At 69.9% G+C, this 21,130-nt stretch carries 3 protein-coding genes (1 of these 3 only partly in view); all 3 read left to right on the plus strand.

From position 1 onward, the window contains the following. On the plus strand, window positions 1-18,896 hold the final stretch of the coding sequence (locus EAT49_RS14535) for a putative Ig domain-containing protein (RefSeq protein ID WP_185020769.1). 19,684 nt of this gene lie to the left of the window's left edge; only the last 18,896 of its 38,580 coding nucleotides appear in the window; its start codon lies off the left edge, out of view; its stop codon occupies window positions 18,894-18,896. 19 nt (window positions 18,897-18,915) lie between these two features. Then, window positions 18,916-19,248, plus strand: a complete 333-nt coding sequence (locus EAT49_RS14540) for a DUF3467 domain-containing protein (RefSeq protein ID WP_123643026.1) — start codon at window positions 18,916-18,918, stop codon at window positions 19,246-19,248. A 66-nt stretch (window positions 19,249-19,314) separates the two neighbouring features. After that, on the plus strand, window positions 19,315-21,129 hold the full coding sequence (locus EAT49_RS14545) for a GAF domain-containing protein (protein ID WP_123643027.1): 1,815 nt from the start codon (window positions 19,315-19,317) through the stop codon (window positions 21,127-21,129). The last annotated feature ends 1 nt before the right edge of the window (window position 21,130 follow it).

Here is a 21,130-nt window from a genome sequence, read left to right on the forward strand (position 1 = left end):
TCGGCGGGCCGGCCACCGTCCAGGGGACGACGCCGCCCAATTTCGGCGCGCCGCCGCCCGTGGTGGAAACCCCGAGCCCGAGTGTCATCTTCGCCGCCGCCGAGGCGGGCGTGCCCTCTGCCGATCCGCTGACGAAGCTGCCGGAGTTCACCTCCGTCCTCAGCCCCTTCATCGGACAGTCCTTCGTGACGGACGTGCCCGCCTCCGGCGCGGGCATCGCGCCGATGGCGCTGATGGAGCGGGCGGACGGGGAGATCTGGGTCTCGGGCGGGGCCAACCGGGGTTCGATCTGGGTCTTCGACGCCAATGGCGGATCCGCGGGGGCGGACACGCTTCTGACCACGCTGGACGTGCCGGTCTTCAACCTGGAGGAGGATGCGCTGGGCCGGATCTGGGCCACCACGGGCGGCGGCGCGCTGGTGCAGCTCGATCCGCTGTCGGGGGAGATCCGCGAGAGCTTCGGCACCGGCATCGCCATGGGTCTGGCCATCGACGAGGGCACGGGGCTGATCTATGTCGGCGCGCGGTCGGGCGTGCTGGAATTCGATCCTGAAACCGGGGAGTTCCGCCAGTGGAGCCGCGACGAGAACCTGCGCGTGAGTTCGCTGGCTTTCGACGCCTACGGCGATCTCTGGGCCGTCACCTGGCCCGACCGGTCCCAGGTCATCCGGTTCACCGACCGCCAGCGCGGCGAGCTGATGCTGGAGTTCACGGCGCCGATCGACAGCCTCGATTTCGGGCGGCCCGGAACGGATACCGCCGATCTTCTATTCGTCAGCCACACCAGCGGCGCGATCTCCGGGACCGGCGAGGTGGCGGCGGGCTCGGTGCTGACCATGGTCGACCAGGCCACGCTGCGGCGTATCGACATCGCCCGCGGCGGCACGCGCGGCGACGAGGTGCTGGGGCTATCGGACGGGCGCATCCTCGTCAGCCAGTCGGGCCAGGTCGACGTGATCGCCCCCGCCTATGCGCCCGCCGTCGTCGCCACGAACCCGCCGCCGGAGTCGCGCGTACCGCTGCCCCTGCCGGTGCTGACGGTGCAGTTCGACCAGGACATGTTCGCAGGCGACCCCGGGAGCGCCGCCTCGGTCCTCAACCCCGAGAATTACACGCTGACCGGCGCCTTGACCGGCGAGGTCACGGTGCAGTCCGTGCTCTACGACCCGACGACGCGAACCGTGCTGCTGACCCTGCCGCGGCTCGTGACGGACGACTACAGCCTGACCGTGTCGGGCGATGTCACCTCGCTCTTCGGCCTGAGGATGGGCGCGGATTTCACCACCCGGTTCGAGGGGCTGGAGGACCTTTCGGCGATCCTCGGAATCGACTTCGCCCGCACGCGCTACGACCGCACGACAGGCATTGTCAGCTACGAGGTGGAGATCACCAACCGTTCGGAATCGGCGGTGGTCCTGCCGGCGCTGCTGACGCTCGATCCGCAGCGGGGCTATGACGGGGTGCCCGTCGCCTCGGACGGGCAGACGGACGACGGGCTCTGGCTGATCGACCTTACCGGCGCGCTGCCGCCCGGCGGGCGGCTCGAACCGGGCGAGACGACGCTGGGCGTGACCGTGGGGATCGCGACGCCGGACCGTCAGCGCGTTCAGTTCGCCCTCAGCGTCGTCGCGGCGACCGAGCCCAATGCCGCGCCAGTCTTCACCTCGCTCCCGCCCGCCGCGGCGCGTGTGGGCACGCCGCTCCTGACCACTCTGAAGGCCGAGGATCCCGAGGGCCAGCAGGTGGTCTACACGCTCCTCAGCGGGCCCCGGGGCATGGTGGTGGACGCAGCCACCGGCGCGCTGAGCTGGACACCGGGGGCGGAGACACCCGAGGAGGTGCCGGTCACGGTGCAGGCCTTCGACAGCCGCGGCGCGGTCGCGCTGCAGCGGTTCGTCCTGGAGGTGGAGGGCGGCAACCGTGCGCCGGAGTTCCTGGGCCTGCCCCAGGTGATCGAGACCCGCGAGGGCGGCGCGGTCGAGTTCGACGTGCTCGTCGCCGATCCCGATCTCGACGATGTGTCGCTCTGGGTGGACGGCCTGCCCCCGGGGGCGGTGTTCGATCCCGGTCTGCGCCGCTTCGGCTGGGCGCCGGGCTACGAGCAGGCGGGGACCTATGACCTCGTGATCCGCGCCACCGACGGCGCGGCACAGTCCTCCGCCCGCGTGACCATCCGGGTGGCCGAGGCGAACCGGCCGATCTCCCTCACCATCCCGAGCCGCAACCTGACGGCGGCGGAGGGGGACCGCATCCGGTTCAATCTCGGTGCGGATTTCGAACCGGGCACCCCGATCACCTTCGGCACGCTCGACGGATCGTTGCCCTTCGGCGCGCGCCTCGACGCGCTGACGGGCGAATTCGACTGGACGCCGGACTACACCCAGTCGGGACGCTACGAGATCCTGTTCTCGGTGTCCGACCGCGACGGCACGGCCTTCCAGCCCATGGTGCTGGAGGTCCTGCCCGGCAACGGCGCGCCGGTCTTCGACAATCTCGACGGGTTCCGGGTCTACGAGGGCCAGTTCCTCGTGGTCCGGCCCTATGCCCGCGATCCAGACAACCCCCATTACGAACCGGGCGTCCGGCGGCTCGACGGCACGATCGACGTGAACCCGGAGCTCGAGCGGACGGTGGAGATCGAGGTGCTGGGCGACCTGCCCGAGGGTGCGACATGGGACGCGGAGACCTGGGCGCTGGAATGGACGCCGGGAGCGGACCAGGCGGGCACCTACACGATCCGCTTCCGCGCCACGGATGACGGGGCCGAGACCGGGACGCCCCTCGTCACCGAGACCGAGATGGTGGTGGAGGTGCTGCCGCTGAACCTCGGCCCGACGCTGCCGGAGCTGGGCAACGTCAGCCTCGCGCGTGGCGAGGTGCTGGAAATCCCCGTCGCCACCGTCGATCCCGAGGGCGATCCCGTCACGCTTCAGCTGATGTCCGAACAGCCCGGCTTGCCGGCGCCGGGCTTCGCCACGCTCACCGACAACGGCGACGGGACGGGCATGCTGCGCATCGCGCCGGGGGCGGGCGACCGCGGCAACCATGTGCTGCGTCTCGTGGCCTTCGACGACGGCGGCGCGGACGGCAATGTCCGCGGCGCCTCCCGGACCTTCGTGGTCACGGTCGAGAGTGAGAACGAGCCGCCGGTCTTCGGCTACCTCGGCCCGGTGGTGGGCGTGGTCGGGCAGGCGCTGTCGGTGCCCGTGATGGTCGGCGATCTCGACCAGGACGAACTGGACTTTGCCCTGGCGGGTCTGCCGGAGGGCGCGGTGCTGACCGCCGATCCGCTGATTTACGGAAGGGCGGACCTGACCTGGACGCCTGTCGCCGCGGATATCGGTGGATATACGGCTGCGATCACCGTCACCGATACGGGCGGCGGCGGCGCCACGACCCCCGCCTCGACCACGCTGGAATTCGAGGTCTCGATCCGTGCCGTGAACGCCGCGCCGGTTCTGGACCCGGTGGGCGTGGTTCGCGGCACGGAGAACGAGGAGCTGGTCCGCACCTTCTCCGCGACCGATGCGGACGGCGACGCGCTGACCTATTTCGCCCGCGATCTGCCGCAGGGTGCGCGGTTCGATCCGCGCGACGGGACGCTGCGCTGGACGCCGACCGCCGTCCAGTCCGGGACCTACAGCATCGTCATCGGCGCGACGGACGGCGCCGCGGTCAGCACCGAGACGGTGGAAATCGAGATCGCCGACGCGAACCGCGCGCCGGTCTTCGTGCCCATGATCACCCAGCTCGGCCGCGACCGGGCCGAGCTGCGATTCACCCTCGCCTATGGCGACCCGGACGGCGATCCGCTGGTGCTGCAGGCGCTGACCGTGCTGCCCGAGGGCGCGGCCTTCTCCGAGACGCGGGGCGAGTTCGTCTGGACGCCCGGCTACGACCAGACCGGCCGCTATGCGCTGCGGTTCGCAGTGCAGGATCCGGGCGGCCTCAGCGACGAGATCGAGGTGATCGTCGATATCGCCGACGTGAACCGCCCGCCGGTCCTCGAGGCCTCCGACCGGGCGTTCCTGATCGGGGAGGAGCGCAGCTTCACCCTCGAGGCGAGCGATCCGGACGGCACGCCGCTCACCTTCTCCGCCGAGGGCCTGCCCGATGGCGCGGTGCTCGATGCGGCGACGGGCGTCGTGACCTGGCGGCCGGGGCCCGGACAGGAGGGCGACTACTACGTCCGCTTCGTCGCCTCGGACGGCGACGCGACCGCGCGGCAGACCATCGTCATGCGCGCGACGCTGGAGCCGCAGGCGCCCGACGTCCGGATCGAGCTGACGCCCAGCTTCCCGGCCCTGCCCGGGCAGGAGGTGCTGGTGCAGGTGGTGGCCGACAGTCTTGCCGACATCACCGCGATCCGCCTCTTCGCGGACGGGGAGGAGATCGCGCTCGACGACCGGGGCCGCGCGCGGCTGACGCCCGATGCGCCGGGCAGGATCGCCCTGCGCGCCGTGGCGACCGATGCCGACGGCGCCACCGGGGAGGCGGAGCTGCCGCTCAAGGTGCGCGATCCAGCGGACCGGGCGGCGCCGGTGATCCTGCTCGACCCGACGCTGGGCCTCGGCCGGCTGGGAGGGCAGGCGGCGATCGAGGGGGTGATCGAGGACGCCAATCTCGACACCTGGGAGCTCGACCTTCTGGACCAGACCGGGCAGCGGGTGATCCTGCGGCTCGCCTCCGGCGAGGGACCGGCAAGCGGCGTCCTGGCGACGCTCGACGCGGGGCGCCTGCTGAACGGGCTCTATCGCCTGCGCCTGACAGCCACCGACATCGGCGGGCGGCAGGTGCGCGAGATGGTGGACATCGAGGTCCTGGAGCCGGTGAAGACCGGACGCCATGTGGAGACGCGGACCGATCTCTCCGCCGACCTCGGCGGGCTCACGTTCGATCTCGTGCGCAGCTACGACAGCCTCGCGCAGCAGGAGGCGGCATTCGGCCTCTGGTCGGCGGGGCTGACCACGGACCTCGTGCTGGAGGCGGCGCTGACCGGCCGCGAGGCGCAGGGCGTCTATGCGCCGCTCCGGCAGGGCGCGCGGCTCTACCTCACAGCGCCCGACGGCACGCGGCTCGGCTTCACTTTCGCGCCCGTGCTCGAGGAGGTGGGACCGCTCGCCTTCCACGTTCCGCACTGGCGCGCGGACCCGGGCGCTGAGGGATGGTCGCTGACCTCGTCCGAGACCTTCCTGCGACGGTCGGGGGGCAAGTTCTACACCGCCGACGAGGGGCGCGCCTACAATCCGCGCGATCCTTCGCTCGGCGGCAGCCAGCCCTTCGTTCTGACCGCGCCCGACGGCCGGTCCTATGTGCTGGGAAGCCGGGGCGAGATCCGCGAGATCCGCGAAGACGGCCAGCGGCTCTTCGTCGGGTCGAGCGGGATCACCGCGCAGACCGGAGAAACGCTGTCCTTCCTGCGCGATCCGGGCGGACGCATCGCCCGGGTCACGACGCCGGACGGGCGCGCCGTGGTCTACACCTACGACGCAGAGGGCCGTCTGACCTCGGTGCGCGCGCTCGAGGATGGCAGCGGCGCGCGCTACGGCTATGACGGCCGTCTGCTGACACTCGCGGCGGAGATCGGCGGCGCGGGTACGGCCATCGACCATGGCGGGACGGTCACCACCCGGCCGGTATTGCAGGACCTCGGCGGGCTGCGGAGCTTCACGGGAACACCCGTCACGGTGCCCGCCTCGCCCGCGACGGCCGCGACCTACACCCTCGTCCTTCGCGAAAGCGAGCTCGCCGGGGCCGCGGGCCGGCGGATCATCCTGCGTGCCGAGATCAACGATCCGGGCGCGGAAATCGCGCTCGGCGGCGGGGCGCTCCTGTCGGTGGAGCGGACGGGCGGGCGGACCGTGGCGCTCTTCTCGGTGGCGGAGGCGGGGCTGAAGCGGCTCGACGTCACCAGCGCCACGGGCGGAACGCTGGAAGTGTCGCTGGGCGGCGATCTCGACGCCGACGGCGACGTGGACGGAGTGGACAGCCTGGCCTTCGGTCCCGTATCCGGGGATATCGACGGCGACGGCGCGGTGGACACCGACGACCGCGGCGTTCTCAACGTCAATTTCGGCGTCACCCCGAACGCGGCGCCGGTGGTGGCCGAGACCCTTCCCGAGGTCTTCACCCATGTGGAGCTGCCGGTCTACCTCGACCTCGAAACGGTGGTGACGGACCCCGAGGGCGACCCGGTCTTCTTCCGCATCCTGTCGGCGGAGAACCTGACGGCCCGTTTCACGGCCGCCGGCGACCGGCTGGAGCTGACGCCGGTCGACGGCTTCAGCGGCGAGGCGCGGATCACGCTCGCGGCGGACGACGGCTTTTCCTCGACCGGGCCGTTCGAGCTGACGGTGGAGGTGTCTGACGCGCCGCTGACGGCGCTCGGCTTCCTGGAGCCCAGCTACGTCTTCGACCTGCCCGGCGGGGCGCGTCAGGTCATCGTCGTGGGCCAATTCGCCGACCAGGCCGACGTGATCCTGCCGCTCGACTACCTCGATGTGGAACTGTCGGACGGCGACGTCGCGACGCTCTCCCGCAACGGCATCCTGACGGCCAAGGAGGTGGGAACCTCCGTCCTCAAGGTGTCGCGCGGGGGGATCGCCGCCGGGGCCGCAGTGGGGGTGGGCTACGATTTCACCGGCTTCAAGATCGCGGCCTATCTGGAGGGGATCGACGCCTATCCCGACGCGGTCACGATCCTGCCCGAGGGCGGCACCCGGCAGATCGTGGTGACGCTCGGCCGGGACCGGGAAGAGCGGATCTCGGACCTCGAGAACGGGCCGACCTACATCGTCGGCGACGAGAGCATCATCACTGTCACGGACGACGGCCTGATCGAGGCGGTGTCCGAGGGCCGGACCACGGTGACGGCGATCTACGGCTATGTCACCGACACGATCGAGGTCACGGTGCAGACCCCCATAGAGGCCGACAGCGCGGAAATCGGCTCGGCAGGCGGCGCGATCCGGACCAGCGACGGCATCGTCGCGGCCTTCGGCGCGGGGCAGCTCAGCGACGGGTCCCAAGTGTCGGTCAGCAAGCTCTCGGAGGCGGATATCCCGCTCGACGTGCCCCCCGATTTCACCTTCGCGGCGGCACTCTCCTACGAGATCACGGGCGGCACGCTCGACGGCCCCATGCAACTGGCGGCGCCCGTGGACGGCACCGGCCTCCAACCCGGCGACGAGGTCTACTTCTTCGTCGAGATGGACCATTCCGACATCACCCAGGGCGAATACGGGCGGATGTGGACGGTCGTGGACAGCGGCGTCGTCGGGGCGGACGGCATGGTCCGCACGGCATCGCCGCCCTTCCCGGGCATCTCCGAGGACCGGGGCAGCGTCTTGGTGGCCAAGGCCTCCAAGAAGATGCGCCCCGTCGCCTTCAACGCGGACCAGTTCGCAAGGAACGCGCTAGTCGTCGGGGTCGGGATGGGGGTCGCGGCGGTGGCGGCGGCCTACAACCCCATCCTCGGCGGCGTGATCGCGGCGGGCGTCGTGGGCTACACGCTCTATACCATCCTGCCCGACGACACCGAGCAGGAGATCGCCGCCTACAAGGAATACGCCGGTCGCTATACGCGGGTGACCGAGACGATCCCCGTCAATCCGGTCGCCGACCGGATCCTGATCCGGGACAACATCTTCGACACCGCCGATCAGCCGGACGACCCGGGAGCGCCGGTCATCACCCGCACGGAGTACGACGATTTCACCGGCTCGCCCGGGGTCCAGGGCGGCCCCCATGTCATCATCTCGGGCCGCAATTTCCTTGGTCCCGCGGGTTTCGGCTCGAACTATTCCGACCTGCGTGTGGTCTTCGAGGACGGCAATTACCGGCGGTTCGTGTCCGGGGCGAATTTCAGCTACTCGGGCACCTCGTTCGAGGACGACGTCGACGAACTCCACGTTCCGCTGCCCGACGACATCCTGATCAGCCGCGCGACGATCTACCTCGAGCGTCCCGGACCCACGGTGCTCCCGGGGGACATCGGAGGCTGGAACACCGATGCGCCCGGCGAGCGGTCCCTCGGGTTCCAACTACGCAACACCAAGGGCTACGGCATCGTCGGCGGCGAGGACGACACCGGCCAGGCGGAGCTTCAGCTCTTCAACCTCCAGCCCGCCGGGTTCACCGGAGACCAGGACGTCACCGAGCTCATCAAGCTGGTGAACGGTCAGAATCCGCTGAGGGGACGCATCCTCGACACCGTCATGGCGCCCGATCTGTCGGCTGCCTATGTGGTGACGACCGAAGGGGTCGCCATCGTCGACATGCTGCTTCTCCGGCAGTTCGATGCGAACCCGGAAACGCCGGGCGTGGTCGACATCGTGCCGCTTCCGAACCTGAACACCCCGCGCGAGATGGAGGTGGTTCTCGATCCGGACGGGCGCTTCCTCTACATGTCGGGCAAGGGCGAGATCAACATCCTCGACCTGCGCCCGGGCTCCGCCACCTACCTGCGGTACCTGCCGTCGATCACTCTGTCGATGGGCAAGGGCTACGTCGAGTCGATGGGTGGCCTGATCACCGGCCTTGCGCTCGACGGGGAGGGCAAGCTGCTTTACGCCACCGTGCCCTATGCCGGCATGTACGGAGAGGGCGGCTGGCTCCGGAACCGGGGCGAGGAGGGCAAGATCCACGTCTTCAACGTGGATGACGACGACCGCACGGAAACGGGTCTGCCGGGCGGGCCGAACAATTATCTCCAGCAGATCGCGCGGCTCGACGGCGGCATAGAGCCCTTCGACATCGCGGCGAGCGACGATCCGACGAAACTGGTCTTCGTCTCGCGCGGCGACCTGCGGCAGGGGCTCTACCGGATCGACGTGACCTCCACCGATCCCGCGAACTACCGTGCCACGACGAAGCGTATTCCCGAGACCGGTCCGACGGGCGCGAGACCGCTCGAACGGAACGCGGGGCCGGTGGGGGCGACCTATATCGCCGATTTCATGGCGACCCCGTTCGGCGTTCTCGACCTGTCCTACTGGGACAAGCTGTCGAGCCAGTATTTCGACCTCGATATCCGCAACGCCTCCTCCGTCGCGGTGACCCCGGACGGCGGCTATGCCTTCGTGGCCGATTACAATGTCTCGCCCTATTTCTATTACAACAGCGAACTCGCCTACCAGATCGACATCCGCCATTCGACGGGCACCAAGATCGGTCTTGTCCGCAACCCGTTCGGATACGATGCGGAAACCTGGCAGGAAAAGAACATCCTCGGAGTCCATACCGCCAGACCCGAGTTCGAGAGCACCACGAGCCCGATTCCGATGCAGGCGGTCCGGGAGATGGTGGTCTCACCGGACGGCCAGGTCCTGTACGCCAATTACCGCCAGTCCGGCAGCGTGGTCAGCATCAACATCGGCAACTGGGCGATCGCGTCCTACAACAATCCCAAGAACGGCGAATTCCCGATCGACCGGAACAAGGACCGGACCGAAGACACCTCCGTCAACCTCTACAACGATCCCATCGACGTGGGTCGGTTCGCCTCCGGGCTTTCGGTGCAGCAGACGACGGGGCTGATCCTGCGCTCGCCCGTGGGCGAACTGCAGGTCCATGGCGACATGCCCGACGAGGTGGTGCTCGAGGCGATCATGGATCTCGACGCGCTGCAACTGCCGTCCTGGGCCGGACATTTCTACCTGTCGAGCCAGCGGCCCGGACAGGGGCTGTTCCCCACGGATCCGAAGCGGCCCCGCGCCGATCTCGTGGCCTCCGCGGCGGATTCGATCACGTCCTTTCTGGGCATCGGACAGGAACCGCCCGATACGAACCCGCAGCGCATCCTCGACAGCCGGCGGTCCGGAACCGCGCCGCTGGAGGCGGGCTACGAATACCGGGTCGCGCTCGACGGCAAGATCACACGGATCGGCGCCGTCTCGCTGGCCGAGGACGAGGAATACAGCGCCAGAAGCATCCTGCGTCTGAAGCTCGACCCGGCGCTGGCGCGGCTGCTGACCGGCGGGCAGAATTTCTACTGGGGAGTGACGGGAGAGGCCGGCCGGATCAAGGCGAAGGGCTCCACCGCCTTCACCACGAAGCCCGCGCCGACGACGTCGCGCTTCTCCACCGTGTCGCTGCTGACCCACGGCTTCCAGCTCGACCCCCGGCCCGACTACGCCAACACGGCGATGGACGAGGAGCGGCTCGGCGCCTGGCTGGGCTACGCCGAGGTCATCGACATGGCCCGCGGCGGCGGGCTGATCCTCGTCTACAACCGCCAGACCGGCCTCTGGCACGAGTACAAGACCGAAAGGCCCATCGGCCAGCGCGTCGTGCGGGACAGCTCGGTGGATGTCGCGAGCATCCCGCAAGGCACCCCGCTCACGCTGGTCAGCGACTGGTACCGCGAAAGCGACATCTCCGACTCGGGCTTCTCCGAGGCGGCGGCGGACGCGATCTTCGCCTCGCTCGTGCATCTCGACAAGCTCGCGGGCGGCGAGGTCTTCAAGAGCCCGCTGCATTTCATCGGCCACAGCCGCGGCACGGTCGTCAATTCCGAGATCATCCAGAGGCTCGGACTCAACTTCCCCGACATCGAGTCGGACATCCACATGACGACGCTCGATCCGCACGATTTCGGGCAGTCGACACTGGATGTCCCCTTGGTCGACGTGCTGAAGAACTATCTCTCCGCCGCTAAGACGGCGGCGCAGCTCGGCACCTTCGCCTTTCCATGGCTTGCCTCCGTCGCGAAGGGCCTCGAGGCGGCCGAAGGCGCTCTGGCGACAGCGACCAAGCTCGGCCGTCTGGTCGGCCTGCAGCTCGAGCCGATCCAGCACGGCGATTTCAAGGACCCCAACGTCTTCGTCTGGGAGAATGTCGATTTCGCCGACAACTACTACCAGACCAGCGCGGACGAGACGACGGACCAGCCGTGGGAACGCTGGGCGCGGCAGTATTCCTTCGTCACGACCCCCAACGGGCGTTCCCTGATCACGCGCAAGGACAGCGGCGAGGTCTGGCCCTCCACGGTCGGGCGGCCCGACCTCGAGCTGAACTTCACCGCGGCGGGGGTTCCGGGCTTCGTCAACTCGGACATGTTCGCCGGTCCCCATTCACGGACGACGACCTGGTATCTCGGGACGGCCGATCTCGATGCGCTCGACCTCAACAACGAGGTGGTCTGGCGCAACAAGGGCGATGCGGGCGTTACGGTGGGCTCCCTCACCGGAGTGAATGGCTGGGGCTATATCTCGCGGTATTTCAACGAGGATTACACCGAACAGCCCTGGTACGGCGTCAGCTCCGACTTCGCCCGCACCGAGGGGATCAACCCGGGCTTCTACAACCAGTATTTCGATTTCGCCCAGAGGGAGCGGACGATCTGGGGCGGCGGCCGGCTCAACGGGTACACGATCACCGAGGCGGTGGGCTCGGGCTTCTATTTCTCCGCCACCGGCGGCGGCATGCCTTATCGTCCGCAGGCGCAAGGACCCAGGACCCCTGTCAATTTCAACAACACCGCGGAGTCGAATCCGCCGGTCGACGGCTCCAGGGATCCGCAGCCGCGTCCGGGCGCGGGACCTGCCTATCCGACCGTCTTCAACGGCGATTTCGAGCAGGGCACGAAGATGTCCTTCGTGAACTACCTCAAATGGCTCCTGCAGGCGCTCGTCGACAACCTTGCGAACGTCCAGACCGGCGACGGCGATGACGTAAGGCGGTCCGACTACCAGGTCGGGAACGTCAAGAACGACTTCAAGGCGCGCCTGCGATCGCTCGGCGCCGATTTCGACGTGCCGAAGCTTCCGGCGGACATGGGACGTTTCCCGCTGCACTACGATCTGCCGGGCTGGTCGATGCACGGCGGAACCGTCAACTACATTGTCGACGAGGACGGCAAGCCCACGACGCCCCGATCGTATGACGTACAGGTGGACGAAGGAACCTCCTACGCCCTCAGACTCTTCGACGAGGTGATCCCTCTCCTGGCCGGGCCGGTCGACATCACCGGCCTCTTCGTCATGAACACGGCCATCGGCAAGGAGGTGACGGATGTCCTGCGTCTCCTGCTGCGGCCGACGCTGATCCGTGCGCTCGATGCCCAGATCGCAAAGGAGACGGACCCCGACGCCATCGCGCAGGCCAAGACCGACGCGGAGGCCGCGAAGGCGACGACGACCGACAACTTCTTCGAGGGGAACCCGGGTCTCGAGAAACGGGTGGATTTCCTGCCGGACGGAACGAGCCGGACCTATGCCGTCCACAAGGGGACGGGCGAGGTCGCGATCAATGCAGATGCCTTCGACATCCAGATGACATGGCTTACCAAGGATATCGCGAACCTGGATACGCGGGCCCTGCTCTGGAGCCAGTTCACCAAGCTCTTCACTGATCTGAAGACCACCTACAAGCTGCCTGTCGGGCCGCCGCCCAGCGATCCCGCCGCCATCGCCAAGCTGCCTGTGGGTGCACCGCGCGACGCGGCGATCCGCGGCCTCGCGGACTGGTTCATCGACGCCTTCGTGAAAAGCGCGGTCGCCCTGATCGACGGCACGCGGACCGGGACGCCCGCGGGCGATCTCTTCGCCACCGATTACGCGATGATCATGGGCGGCGGGAACTTCATCAAGAACCTGGTGAGCATCTTCCTCCCCGACTACCGCATGGAGGGCTACGACCAGTCCATCGAGGACATCGTGAAGGACGCGCTCGACGACGTGGCGAAGCTCGACTCGCTCACGCACAACAGGATGTACTTCCCGCCCGACAAGGATTTCGTCGAGGTCGACGTCTTCGTGCCCCTCGCCCTCGGTCTCGGCTACGAGATGCAGGCCTCGTTCCGCGGGCTCGACGGTCGGATCTACGAGACCTCCAGCGCGCAGCTCACCTTCAGTGGCAGCGCCGGTTTCGAGGACGGCCGGCCGAAGATCCTCGTCACCGAGAAGCTGAGGCTGAAGATCCCCGACGACCTCAAGGGCAACGTCGGCAGCATGACCCTCACCCAGGTGGATATCGAGCCGCCCGATGCCCAGCCGCCCCAGGAACTGAGCGACTATCTGCTGAACATGGCGCTGTTCACCGTCGACACGCTGGATGACATCTTCGGCGGTCTGTCGGCGCTTGCGATCATCGACGACATCCGCCTCGTCGGCGCCAGCAACCAGACCGCGGCGGAAACCGGTCCCGGGGCGGAGGCGATCACCGTCGAACAGGCGCGCGCACTGGGCGAGGCGGCGACGGCGATCTGGGCCGAGAGCGACCTGCTGCCGCTCGCGGGAACGCGGCTCGCGGGCGTGGAGATCCTTGTGGACGACCTCGAGGAGGGGGTTCTCGCCACCTGGGAGAACGGCACGATCACCGTCGACGACGACGGCGCCGGAATGGGCTGGTTCGTCGATGCCACGCCGCGCGATCAGGCGGAATACGAGGCCACGGGCGCCGCGCACATCTTCCGCGCCGAAAGCGGCCCGGCGGCGGGGCGCTACGACCTGCTGACGGTGCTTCTGCACGAGATGGGCAATGCACTGGGGCTGGAGGACTTCGTGTCCTCGCCCTCGGGCGACTACCTGATGACGGAGATTCTCGAGACCGGCGTGCGGCGGCTGCCCTCCGGGCCCGACGTCCAGCTCTGGCCGGAGTCGCCCGACGGAAACGGCGTCATGCCGGGGGGAACCGGCCTCTCCGCGCCAGCGACGAAGAGCTTCTCCACCGGCCCCGCGCCGTTCAGCAACGGCCCGGCGATCCCGCTGCTGACCGGCGACCCGGAGGCCTTCGGCAACGGCGGCTTCGACATTCCGCTGACCGATCCGGACGGACGGTGGGACGCCATGGGCGACGTTTCCACCGCGGGCGCGGAGGCGCGGATCTCCGAGGGCAGCGCCGAGATGTCGGGCGTCAGCCAGACCTTCGCCCTGCCGCCCGAGGCGGTGGCCCTTCAGTTCACCCTGTCGGGCATCGCCCTCGACGCACCCGAGGACAGCCCGCCCGACGCCTTCGAGGCCGCCCTTCTCGATGCCCGCACCGGCGTGTCGCTGCTCGGCGCGCCGGGCGGTCTTTCGGGGACGGATGCCTTCCTCAACATTCAGGGCGACGGCAGCCGCTTCACCTCCGACGGGGTGACCATCGCCGAACAGGCGGACGGAACGCTGATCGTGACCGTGGACCTGACCGGTCTCGCGAGCCGTCCCGATGCGGTCTACCTCGGCTTCGATCTCATCGGGATGGGCGAACTCGGCAGCCGCGTCACCCTGGACACGGTGCGGCTGCTCGGCGCGCAGACCAACGCGGCGCCGGTGGCCGTCGACGATCTGGTGGCGGTGACGGAGGACACCCCCGCTATCGTCGATTTCCTCGGCAACGATACCGATGCCGATGGCGACAACCTCTTCGTGGCGAGCCTGACCCAGCCGCTGACGGGCACGCTGGTGCGCCTCCCGGACGGACGCTGGGAATACACGCCCGAGCCCGATGCGACGGGCGACGTGACCTTCACCTATGTGGCGACGGACGGTCTCGACCAGTCGAACGAGGCGGTTGTGACACTCCGCATCGCGCCGGTGAACGACGCGCCGGTTCTCGATCCGATCCCCGACGCCACGCTGGCCGAAGGCGAGGCCCTCTCCGTCACCGCGACCGCCAGCGACGTCGACGACGATGACACGACGCTTCGGTATGTCCTGACCGAGGCGCCGCCCGGCGCGACCATCGACGCGATCACCGGCCGCATCATCTGGGCGTCGGCGGGCTTCCCCGGGGAGCAGCGGTTCACCGTGCGCGTCGAGGACCCGCAGGGCGCGGCCGACCAGACGAGCTTCCGCGTCGATGTCGAGGGCGCGCTGGTGATCGGCGACGTGTCCGACAGGGTGGTGGCCGAGGGCGAGGAGATCGGCGTCACCCTGACCGCCACCCTCGACGGCGCGCCGGCGACGGGCGTGACCTTCGCCCTCGCGGCGGGCACGCCGCCGTGGATCGGCATCGACCCCGTCACCGGCACGATCAGCGGCGACACGACGGGGCGCGCGGGGACCTACGACATCCGGTTCACCGCCGTCGCCGGCCAGCAACAGGGCCTCGACAGCGGCAGCTTCAGCCTGAGGATCGCCGCCGCACCCGTCATCGCCGGCCTGTCGGATCTGACGCTTCTCGGAGGTCAGCCGCTTCTGGCGCAGGCCACGGCAACCGATGCCGACACGCCTGCCGCGGATCTCGTCTTCGCCAGGGACGCAGGGCCCGACTGGATCACCGTCGACCCGGTGACGGGCCGCGTGACCGGTGACAGCACCGGGCAGACCGGGCGGGTGGACCTGACCGTGTCGGTGACGGACCCCGACGGGTTGTCCGACGCGGTCACGATCACGCTCACCGTTCTGGCCGCGCCCGTCGTCGCCCCAGCCGGTCCGTTCCTCGTGGACGAGGGCGACGAGATCACGATCCCGATCGTGGTTACGGATGCTGATACGCCGCCCGGTGACATTTCCGTTGCCGTCACCTCCGGACAGGACTGGATCGGCTATGATCCCCTGAGCGGCAGCCTGATCGGCCAGACGGCGGGTCTGTCCGGCCCCCAGGACGTGACGGTCACGGCCACCGATGCCGACGGCAACACGGGCAGCACGACGATCCGGATCACCGTCGCCGCGGCGCCGGAGCTGAGCCCCGCCGGGCCCGTGGTGGTGCTCGAGGGCGTGCCGGTCGATCTCGCGCTGACCGCGACGGATGCCGACGACGACCCCGCCACGCTGGTGTTCAGAAAGCTCTCCGGCCCGGACTGGATCACCGTGTCGTCAGCGGGCGCCGTGTCGGGCGCGACCCAGGGCCGTGCGGGCAGCTACAGCCTCGAGGTGGAGGTCGCCGATCCGGGCGGGCAGACCGACAGCGCGACCATCGAGGTCCGGGTGCTGGCAGAACCGGCCTTCGCGCCCGTGGCGCCGCTGCGGCTTCTGGCCGGAGAGCCGCTCAGCGTGCCGATCACGGTCACGGACGCGGATACTGCGGCCGCGCAGCTCGTCGTGACACTCGACAGCGCGCCCGCGTGGATCGTCTACAATCCCGCGACCGGCGAGGTGACCGGCGACACGACGGGCCGGCTCGGCACCGCCGAAGTGACCCTGAGCGCCGTGGACCCGGAGGGCAACAGCGACAGCCTGACCTTCGAGGTGACGGTCGAGGCAGCACCCGTGCTCGTCGTCCCGTCCGACGAGGTGCTGGTCGAAGGAACGCCCCTGTCGGTTCAGCTCCTGGCCGCGGACGCGGACACGCCGCTCTCAGGCCTCACCTTCACCAAGACGGGGGGGCCGAACTGGGTCACCGTCACGCCCGGGGGCCTCGTCACCGGGGACACGACGGGACGGGCGGGACCCGCGACCGACATCTCGGTGCGCGTGACGGACCCGGAGGGCAACAGCGACGAGGCGAGCTTTGCCGTCACCGTGCGCGCCGTGCCAGAGTTCGACCTGGTGCCGTCGCAGAGGCTTCTGGAAGGTGAACCGGTGGATCTGCCGATCACCTTCTCCGACGCCGACACGCCCGATGCGGATCTCGTGGTCACCCTGACCGAGGGGCCGGGCTGGCTTTCCTATGACCCGGTGACCGGGCGGCTGACCGGGGACAGCACCGGGCGAGTGGGCTCCGCAGAGGCACGGCTGCGCATCGAGGATCCGGAGGGCAATTCCGGCACGCTGACGGTCCTTTTCGACATCGAGGATGCGCCTGTGCTCACGCTGCCGCCCGATGTCAGGCTCATGTCGGGCACACCCCTCGACGTCGCGGCGCGCGCGACCGATCTCGATACGCCGCCCGGCCAGCTGACCTTCCGCAAGGAGGCCGGGCCGGGCTGGATCACCGTGGCGCCCGACGGCCGGATCACGGGGGACAGCACGGGGCGCAGCGGCAGCGCCACGGTCTCCGTCTCGGTGACCGATCCCGAGGGGAACGTCGACAGCGGCGCCTTTGCGGTCACGGTTCTCGCGGCGCCGGTTCTGGGCCCGGTTCCGCCGCAGGTCCTGCAGGAGGGCGCGGGGCTGTCCCTGCCGATCCCGGTCTCGGATGCCGACACGCCCGTCCGCGACCTGGCCGTGACCCTCGTCTCGGGACCGTCCTGGGTCTCCTACGACGCGGCCACCGGGCGGCTTGCTGGCGACAGCCGCGGCAATGCGGGCCGCTTCGCCGTGGTGCTGAGCGCGACCGACCCCGATGGCAACAGCGCCACCCTGACCGTGCAGATCCGCGTCGAGGCCGCGCCGGTGCTGGCGCCGATCCCCGATCAGCGGATCGTCTCGGGCGCAGCGCTCGGTACGCAGGCCCGGGCTACGGACGACGACAGCCCTCCCTCCCGCCTCAGCTATGGTCTCGAAAGCGCGCCGGACTGGATCCGGATCGACCGCCGGACGGGGGCGATCACCGGCGACAGCAGCGGCGAGGTGGGCACCTTCCCCGTGGTTGTCAGCGTCACGGACGAGGGAGGACGGCAGGATATCGAGAGGTTCTCCGTCACCGTCCTCGCGGCGCCGGTGCTGCAGGACATGGCGCCGATGCAGCTGACCAGCGGCGCGCGGCTGGCCGTTCCCGTCCTGGCCACGGATGCCGATACGCCTGCGGACGAGCTGACCTATTCCCTGGTCGACGGGCCGGACTGGGTCCGGCTGGGGACCGGACCCGATGGCGCACCGCGGCTTCTGGGGGAGACCGCGGGCCGCAGCGGCAATCACCTCATCACCTTCATGGTCACCGACCCCGACGGGCTGAGCGACGAAAGCACGTTCCTGCTCTCCCTGACCCCGGACCGGCCCGAGCCCGACCGGCCATCGCCGGCAGAGCCCGACCCGCCGCCGCCGCCCGGCGCGGGTTCGGACCCGGGTGATGGAGAGCCGGTGGTCTCGCGTACCCGTGGCGGTGGCGGCGGCTTCTCGGGCGGCGGCGGAAGCGGCGTTCAGGACATCTCCTTCGGCCCGCTCGGGCTGACGCGGCAGGGCGGCGCGGTTCTCTTCGGAGGCGGGGACAGCGCGCCGGTGGTGATCACGCCCTTCCCGTCCGACGACGACGGCGCCGCCCTCTGCCGCTACCGCATCCCGGTCGCGTTCCAGTCCTCGGGCGGGGTGACTGAGCTGGTCTTCGAGGTGTCGCTGCCGCCGGAGGGCGTCAGCCTCACCTCGGTCGAACGGGGCGACGATCTGCCCGACGGCGCGACGCTCGAGTCGCGGCTGAGCTTCCGCGACGGGGCGCGGGTGCTGCGGATCACCATCCGCTCGGAGGCGCCCCTGCCCGAAGGCGATCTGGAACTCGTGCGCGTGCTCGGACGGAGCCTCGGCGAGGCCGATCCCGGCGCCTTCGCCGGCCTCGTCCTGCGGACCCTCCGCGTCAACGGCGAGGCGCCGGGAGAGGCGGCGGAGGAGGCCCTGACCCCCGGTGCGGACCCCGCGACGCTGGGAGAGCTCTGCCTAGAGGAGAACGGCACCCTGGCCCGGGGCACTGTCGACCTTTGGGTGGACGGGCTCTTTGCCGAGGCGCTCCTGCCCGCCCATATCGACCCCTGGTCGCTGCCGGAGGGCCGGCTGGTCCTGCGAGCGGAGGGGCTCGCCGGGGCGCAGCGCGTCGTGCTGCATCTCGCCGGACTGCTTCCCGGTCAGGCGGAGGCGCTGATCCCCGGCACGGAGGCGCGGATCACCGATCTCGGCAGGGGCGAGATGCGGATGGAGATCGGGCCCGTGCCCCCGGCGCTCGAGGGGCTGGTGGCGCTTGCCGCGATCGGCCTGCTCGGCCAGTCCGGCCCGCGGCGGACCGGGACCCTGCGGCTTCTGGGGCTCGAGGTGGACGGCATCGACATCGCGCTCGCCCCCGAGGCGGACGAATATCTCTCGACAGGCGAGGAGAGGCTCGCGAACCTCGGGGACATCCGCGGGAGCGAGGCGCTGACGATCGCGCTGCCCGCGGCCGAATGACCAGGAACGGGACGGACACATGGCCAAGAGCGACACCCCCGAAAACGGCGCCGCGGACAAATCGCCCGGCGCGGCGCGCACGCCCCAGGGCACCGTGCCGCCGGGCCGGGTGAGGTTCGACACCTCCCAGCTCAAGAGCAGCTACTGCAACGTCTGCAACGGCTCCTCCACCCGCGAGGAGGTGGTGATCAACTTCGGCGTGAACCAGAACTGGGACATGGGCGGCGACAAGCTGGAGGTGGAACTGCACCACCGTATCGTGATGTCGCCCTTCGCCGCCAAGCGCCTGCGCGACATGATCAACCGGCTGATCGACGAGCACGAAAGCCGCTACGGCAAGCTCGAGGGCTAGGGCGGTGGCAAGACGCTCGAGCGCCCGTTCCAGGCCGCCGCCGCCGACCCGGCCACCCGGCCGGGCGTGCCCGCCGCGGCCTGGGCGGCGTTCCTGGGCGCGCGCGACGACCGGGCGTTCCTTCAGGGCTGGCTGACGGTGCTGCTCGGGCGGGTGCCCGATGCGTCCTTCGGCGTGGTTCTGGACCTCGACCGGACGAGCGGCGCGCTGAAGCCGGTGGCGGCGGGTCCGGACCCGGCGCGCGACCTCGCCCCCCTGCGCCCCGTCGCGGAACGGAGCGCCGCAACGGGCCGCGCCGCCACCGGGACCGGCGACGATGGCCGGGGCTACGCCGCCGTGCCCGCCCGGACCGGCGGCGGTCCCATGGCGGGTCTCGTGGTGCTGGAACTGCGCAGCGACGACCCCGCCGCCTTGCAGGCGGCCGTGCGGGAGGTGCATTGGGCCATCGGCTGGCTGACCTCGCGCCACTGGCAGGGCGCCCACGACCTCGAGGCGGAGAAGGTGGAGCGCGCGGGCATCGCGCTCGATCTGCTGGCGCTGGTGCACGAGCACCCCCGGCCGGAGGCTGCCGCCATGGCGCTGGTGAACGAGCTGAAGGGCATCCTTCATGCCGATCAGGTCTCGGTCGGCATGGTCCGCGGGCGCCGCTCGCCGCGCGTGCGGCTTCTGGCCATGTCCTATGCCGCCTGGTTCAAGCGCCGCTCTACTCTGGCCGAGAGCCTGGAGACGATGATGGACGAGGCCTTCGACCAGGGCGTGACCGTGGCGGCGCCCCCGGTGGAGGGCCTGCCGCGCGCGGTGCACATCGCCCATGCCGACCACCTGCGGACCACGAAGACCAGCCACGTCCTGTCGGTGCCGATGCAGGACGACGCCCGGGTCGTGGGCGTGATCTGCGCCGAGCGTCGCGCCGATACGTCCTTCACCCCGCGCGAGGTGAGGATCGCGGAAAGCGTCGCCGCGCTGATGGGGCCGATCCTCGAGCTGAAGCGCCGAAACCGCCGCTGGATCGGCGGGCGGCTGGTCGACAAGACCGGCCATGTGCTCGGCATCCTCCTCGGCCCCCGCCGGCTCAGCTGGAAGCTGCTGGCGCTCGCCATCGGCGCGTTGATCCTGGCCGCCGCGACGGTCGACGGGCCGTTCCGCGTTTCCGCCGATGCCGTCCTGCAGGGGGAGGTGCGCCGCGCGGCAGTCGCCCCCTTGCAGGGCTTCGTCGCCGAGGCCGCGGTGCGCGCGGGCGACCGGGTGGAGGAGGACGCGCTTCTCGCGCGGCTCGACGATCGCGACCTTCGGCTCGAACAGCTGCGCTGGCAGTCGGAGATCGACCGCCTCTCCGCCCAGTCGCGCACCGCGCTGGCCGAGGGTGCCCGCGACGAGGTCGCCTATCTCGAGGCACAGATCCGGCAGGCCCGCGCGCGCCTCGCGCTCGCCCAGGCGGAACTCGACAGAACGGAAATCCGCGCGCCCATCGGAGGGCTGGTGATCGCGGGCGACCTGAGTCAGCGCCTCGGCTCCCCTGTCCAGCAGGGCGAGGTGCTGTTCGAGATCGCGCCCCTCGACAGCTACCGGCTGGAGGTCTTCGTCGACGAGCGCGACCTGCCCTACATCTCGGCCGGCATGGGCGGCGATCTGGTGCTGACAGGGCGACCGACCGAGCCGCTTCCCTTCGAGATCGAGCGCATCACCCCGGTTTCCGAGGCGCGCGAGGCCGGCAACGTCTTTCTCGCAGAGGCCCGGCTGACCGCGCCCGCGCCCGGCGATCTGCGCCCCGGCATGGCGGGCAGCGCCAAGGTCGAGGCCGGCCGCGCCCTCTATGCCTGGTCCTGGACCCGGCGCCTCCGGGACTGGCTGCGCACCACCCTCTGGACCTGGCAGCCGTGAC

This window comes from Histidinibacterium lentulum (assembly GCF_003789055.1).
Taxonomy (GTDB): domain Bacteria; phylum Pseudomonadota; class Alphaproteobacteria; order Rhodobacterales; family Rhodobacteraceae; genus Oceanicola; species Oceanicola lentulus.

What these genes read in the sequence shown, in the direction of transcription:
- EAT49_RS14540 (WP_123643026.1), top strand. Translation starts at nt 18,916, where the DNA reads ATGGCCAAGAGCGACACCCCCGAAAACGGCGCCGCGGACAAATCGCCC.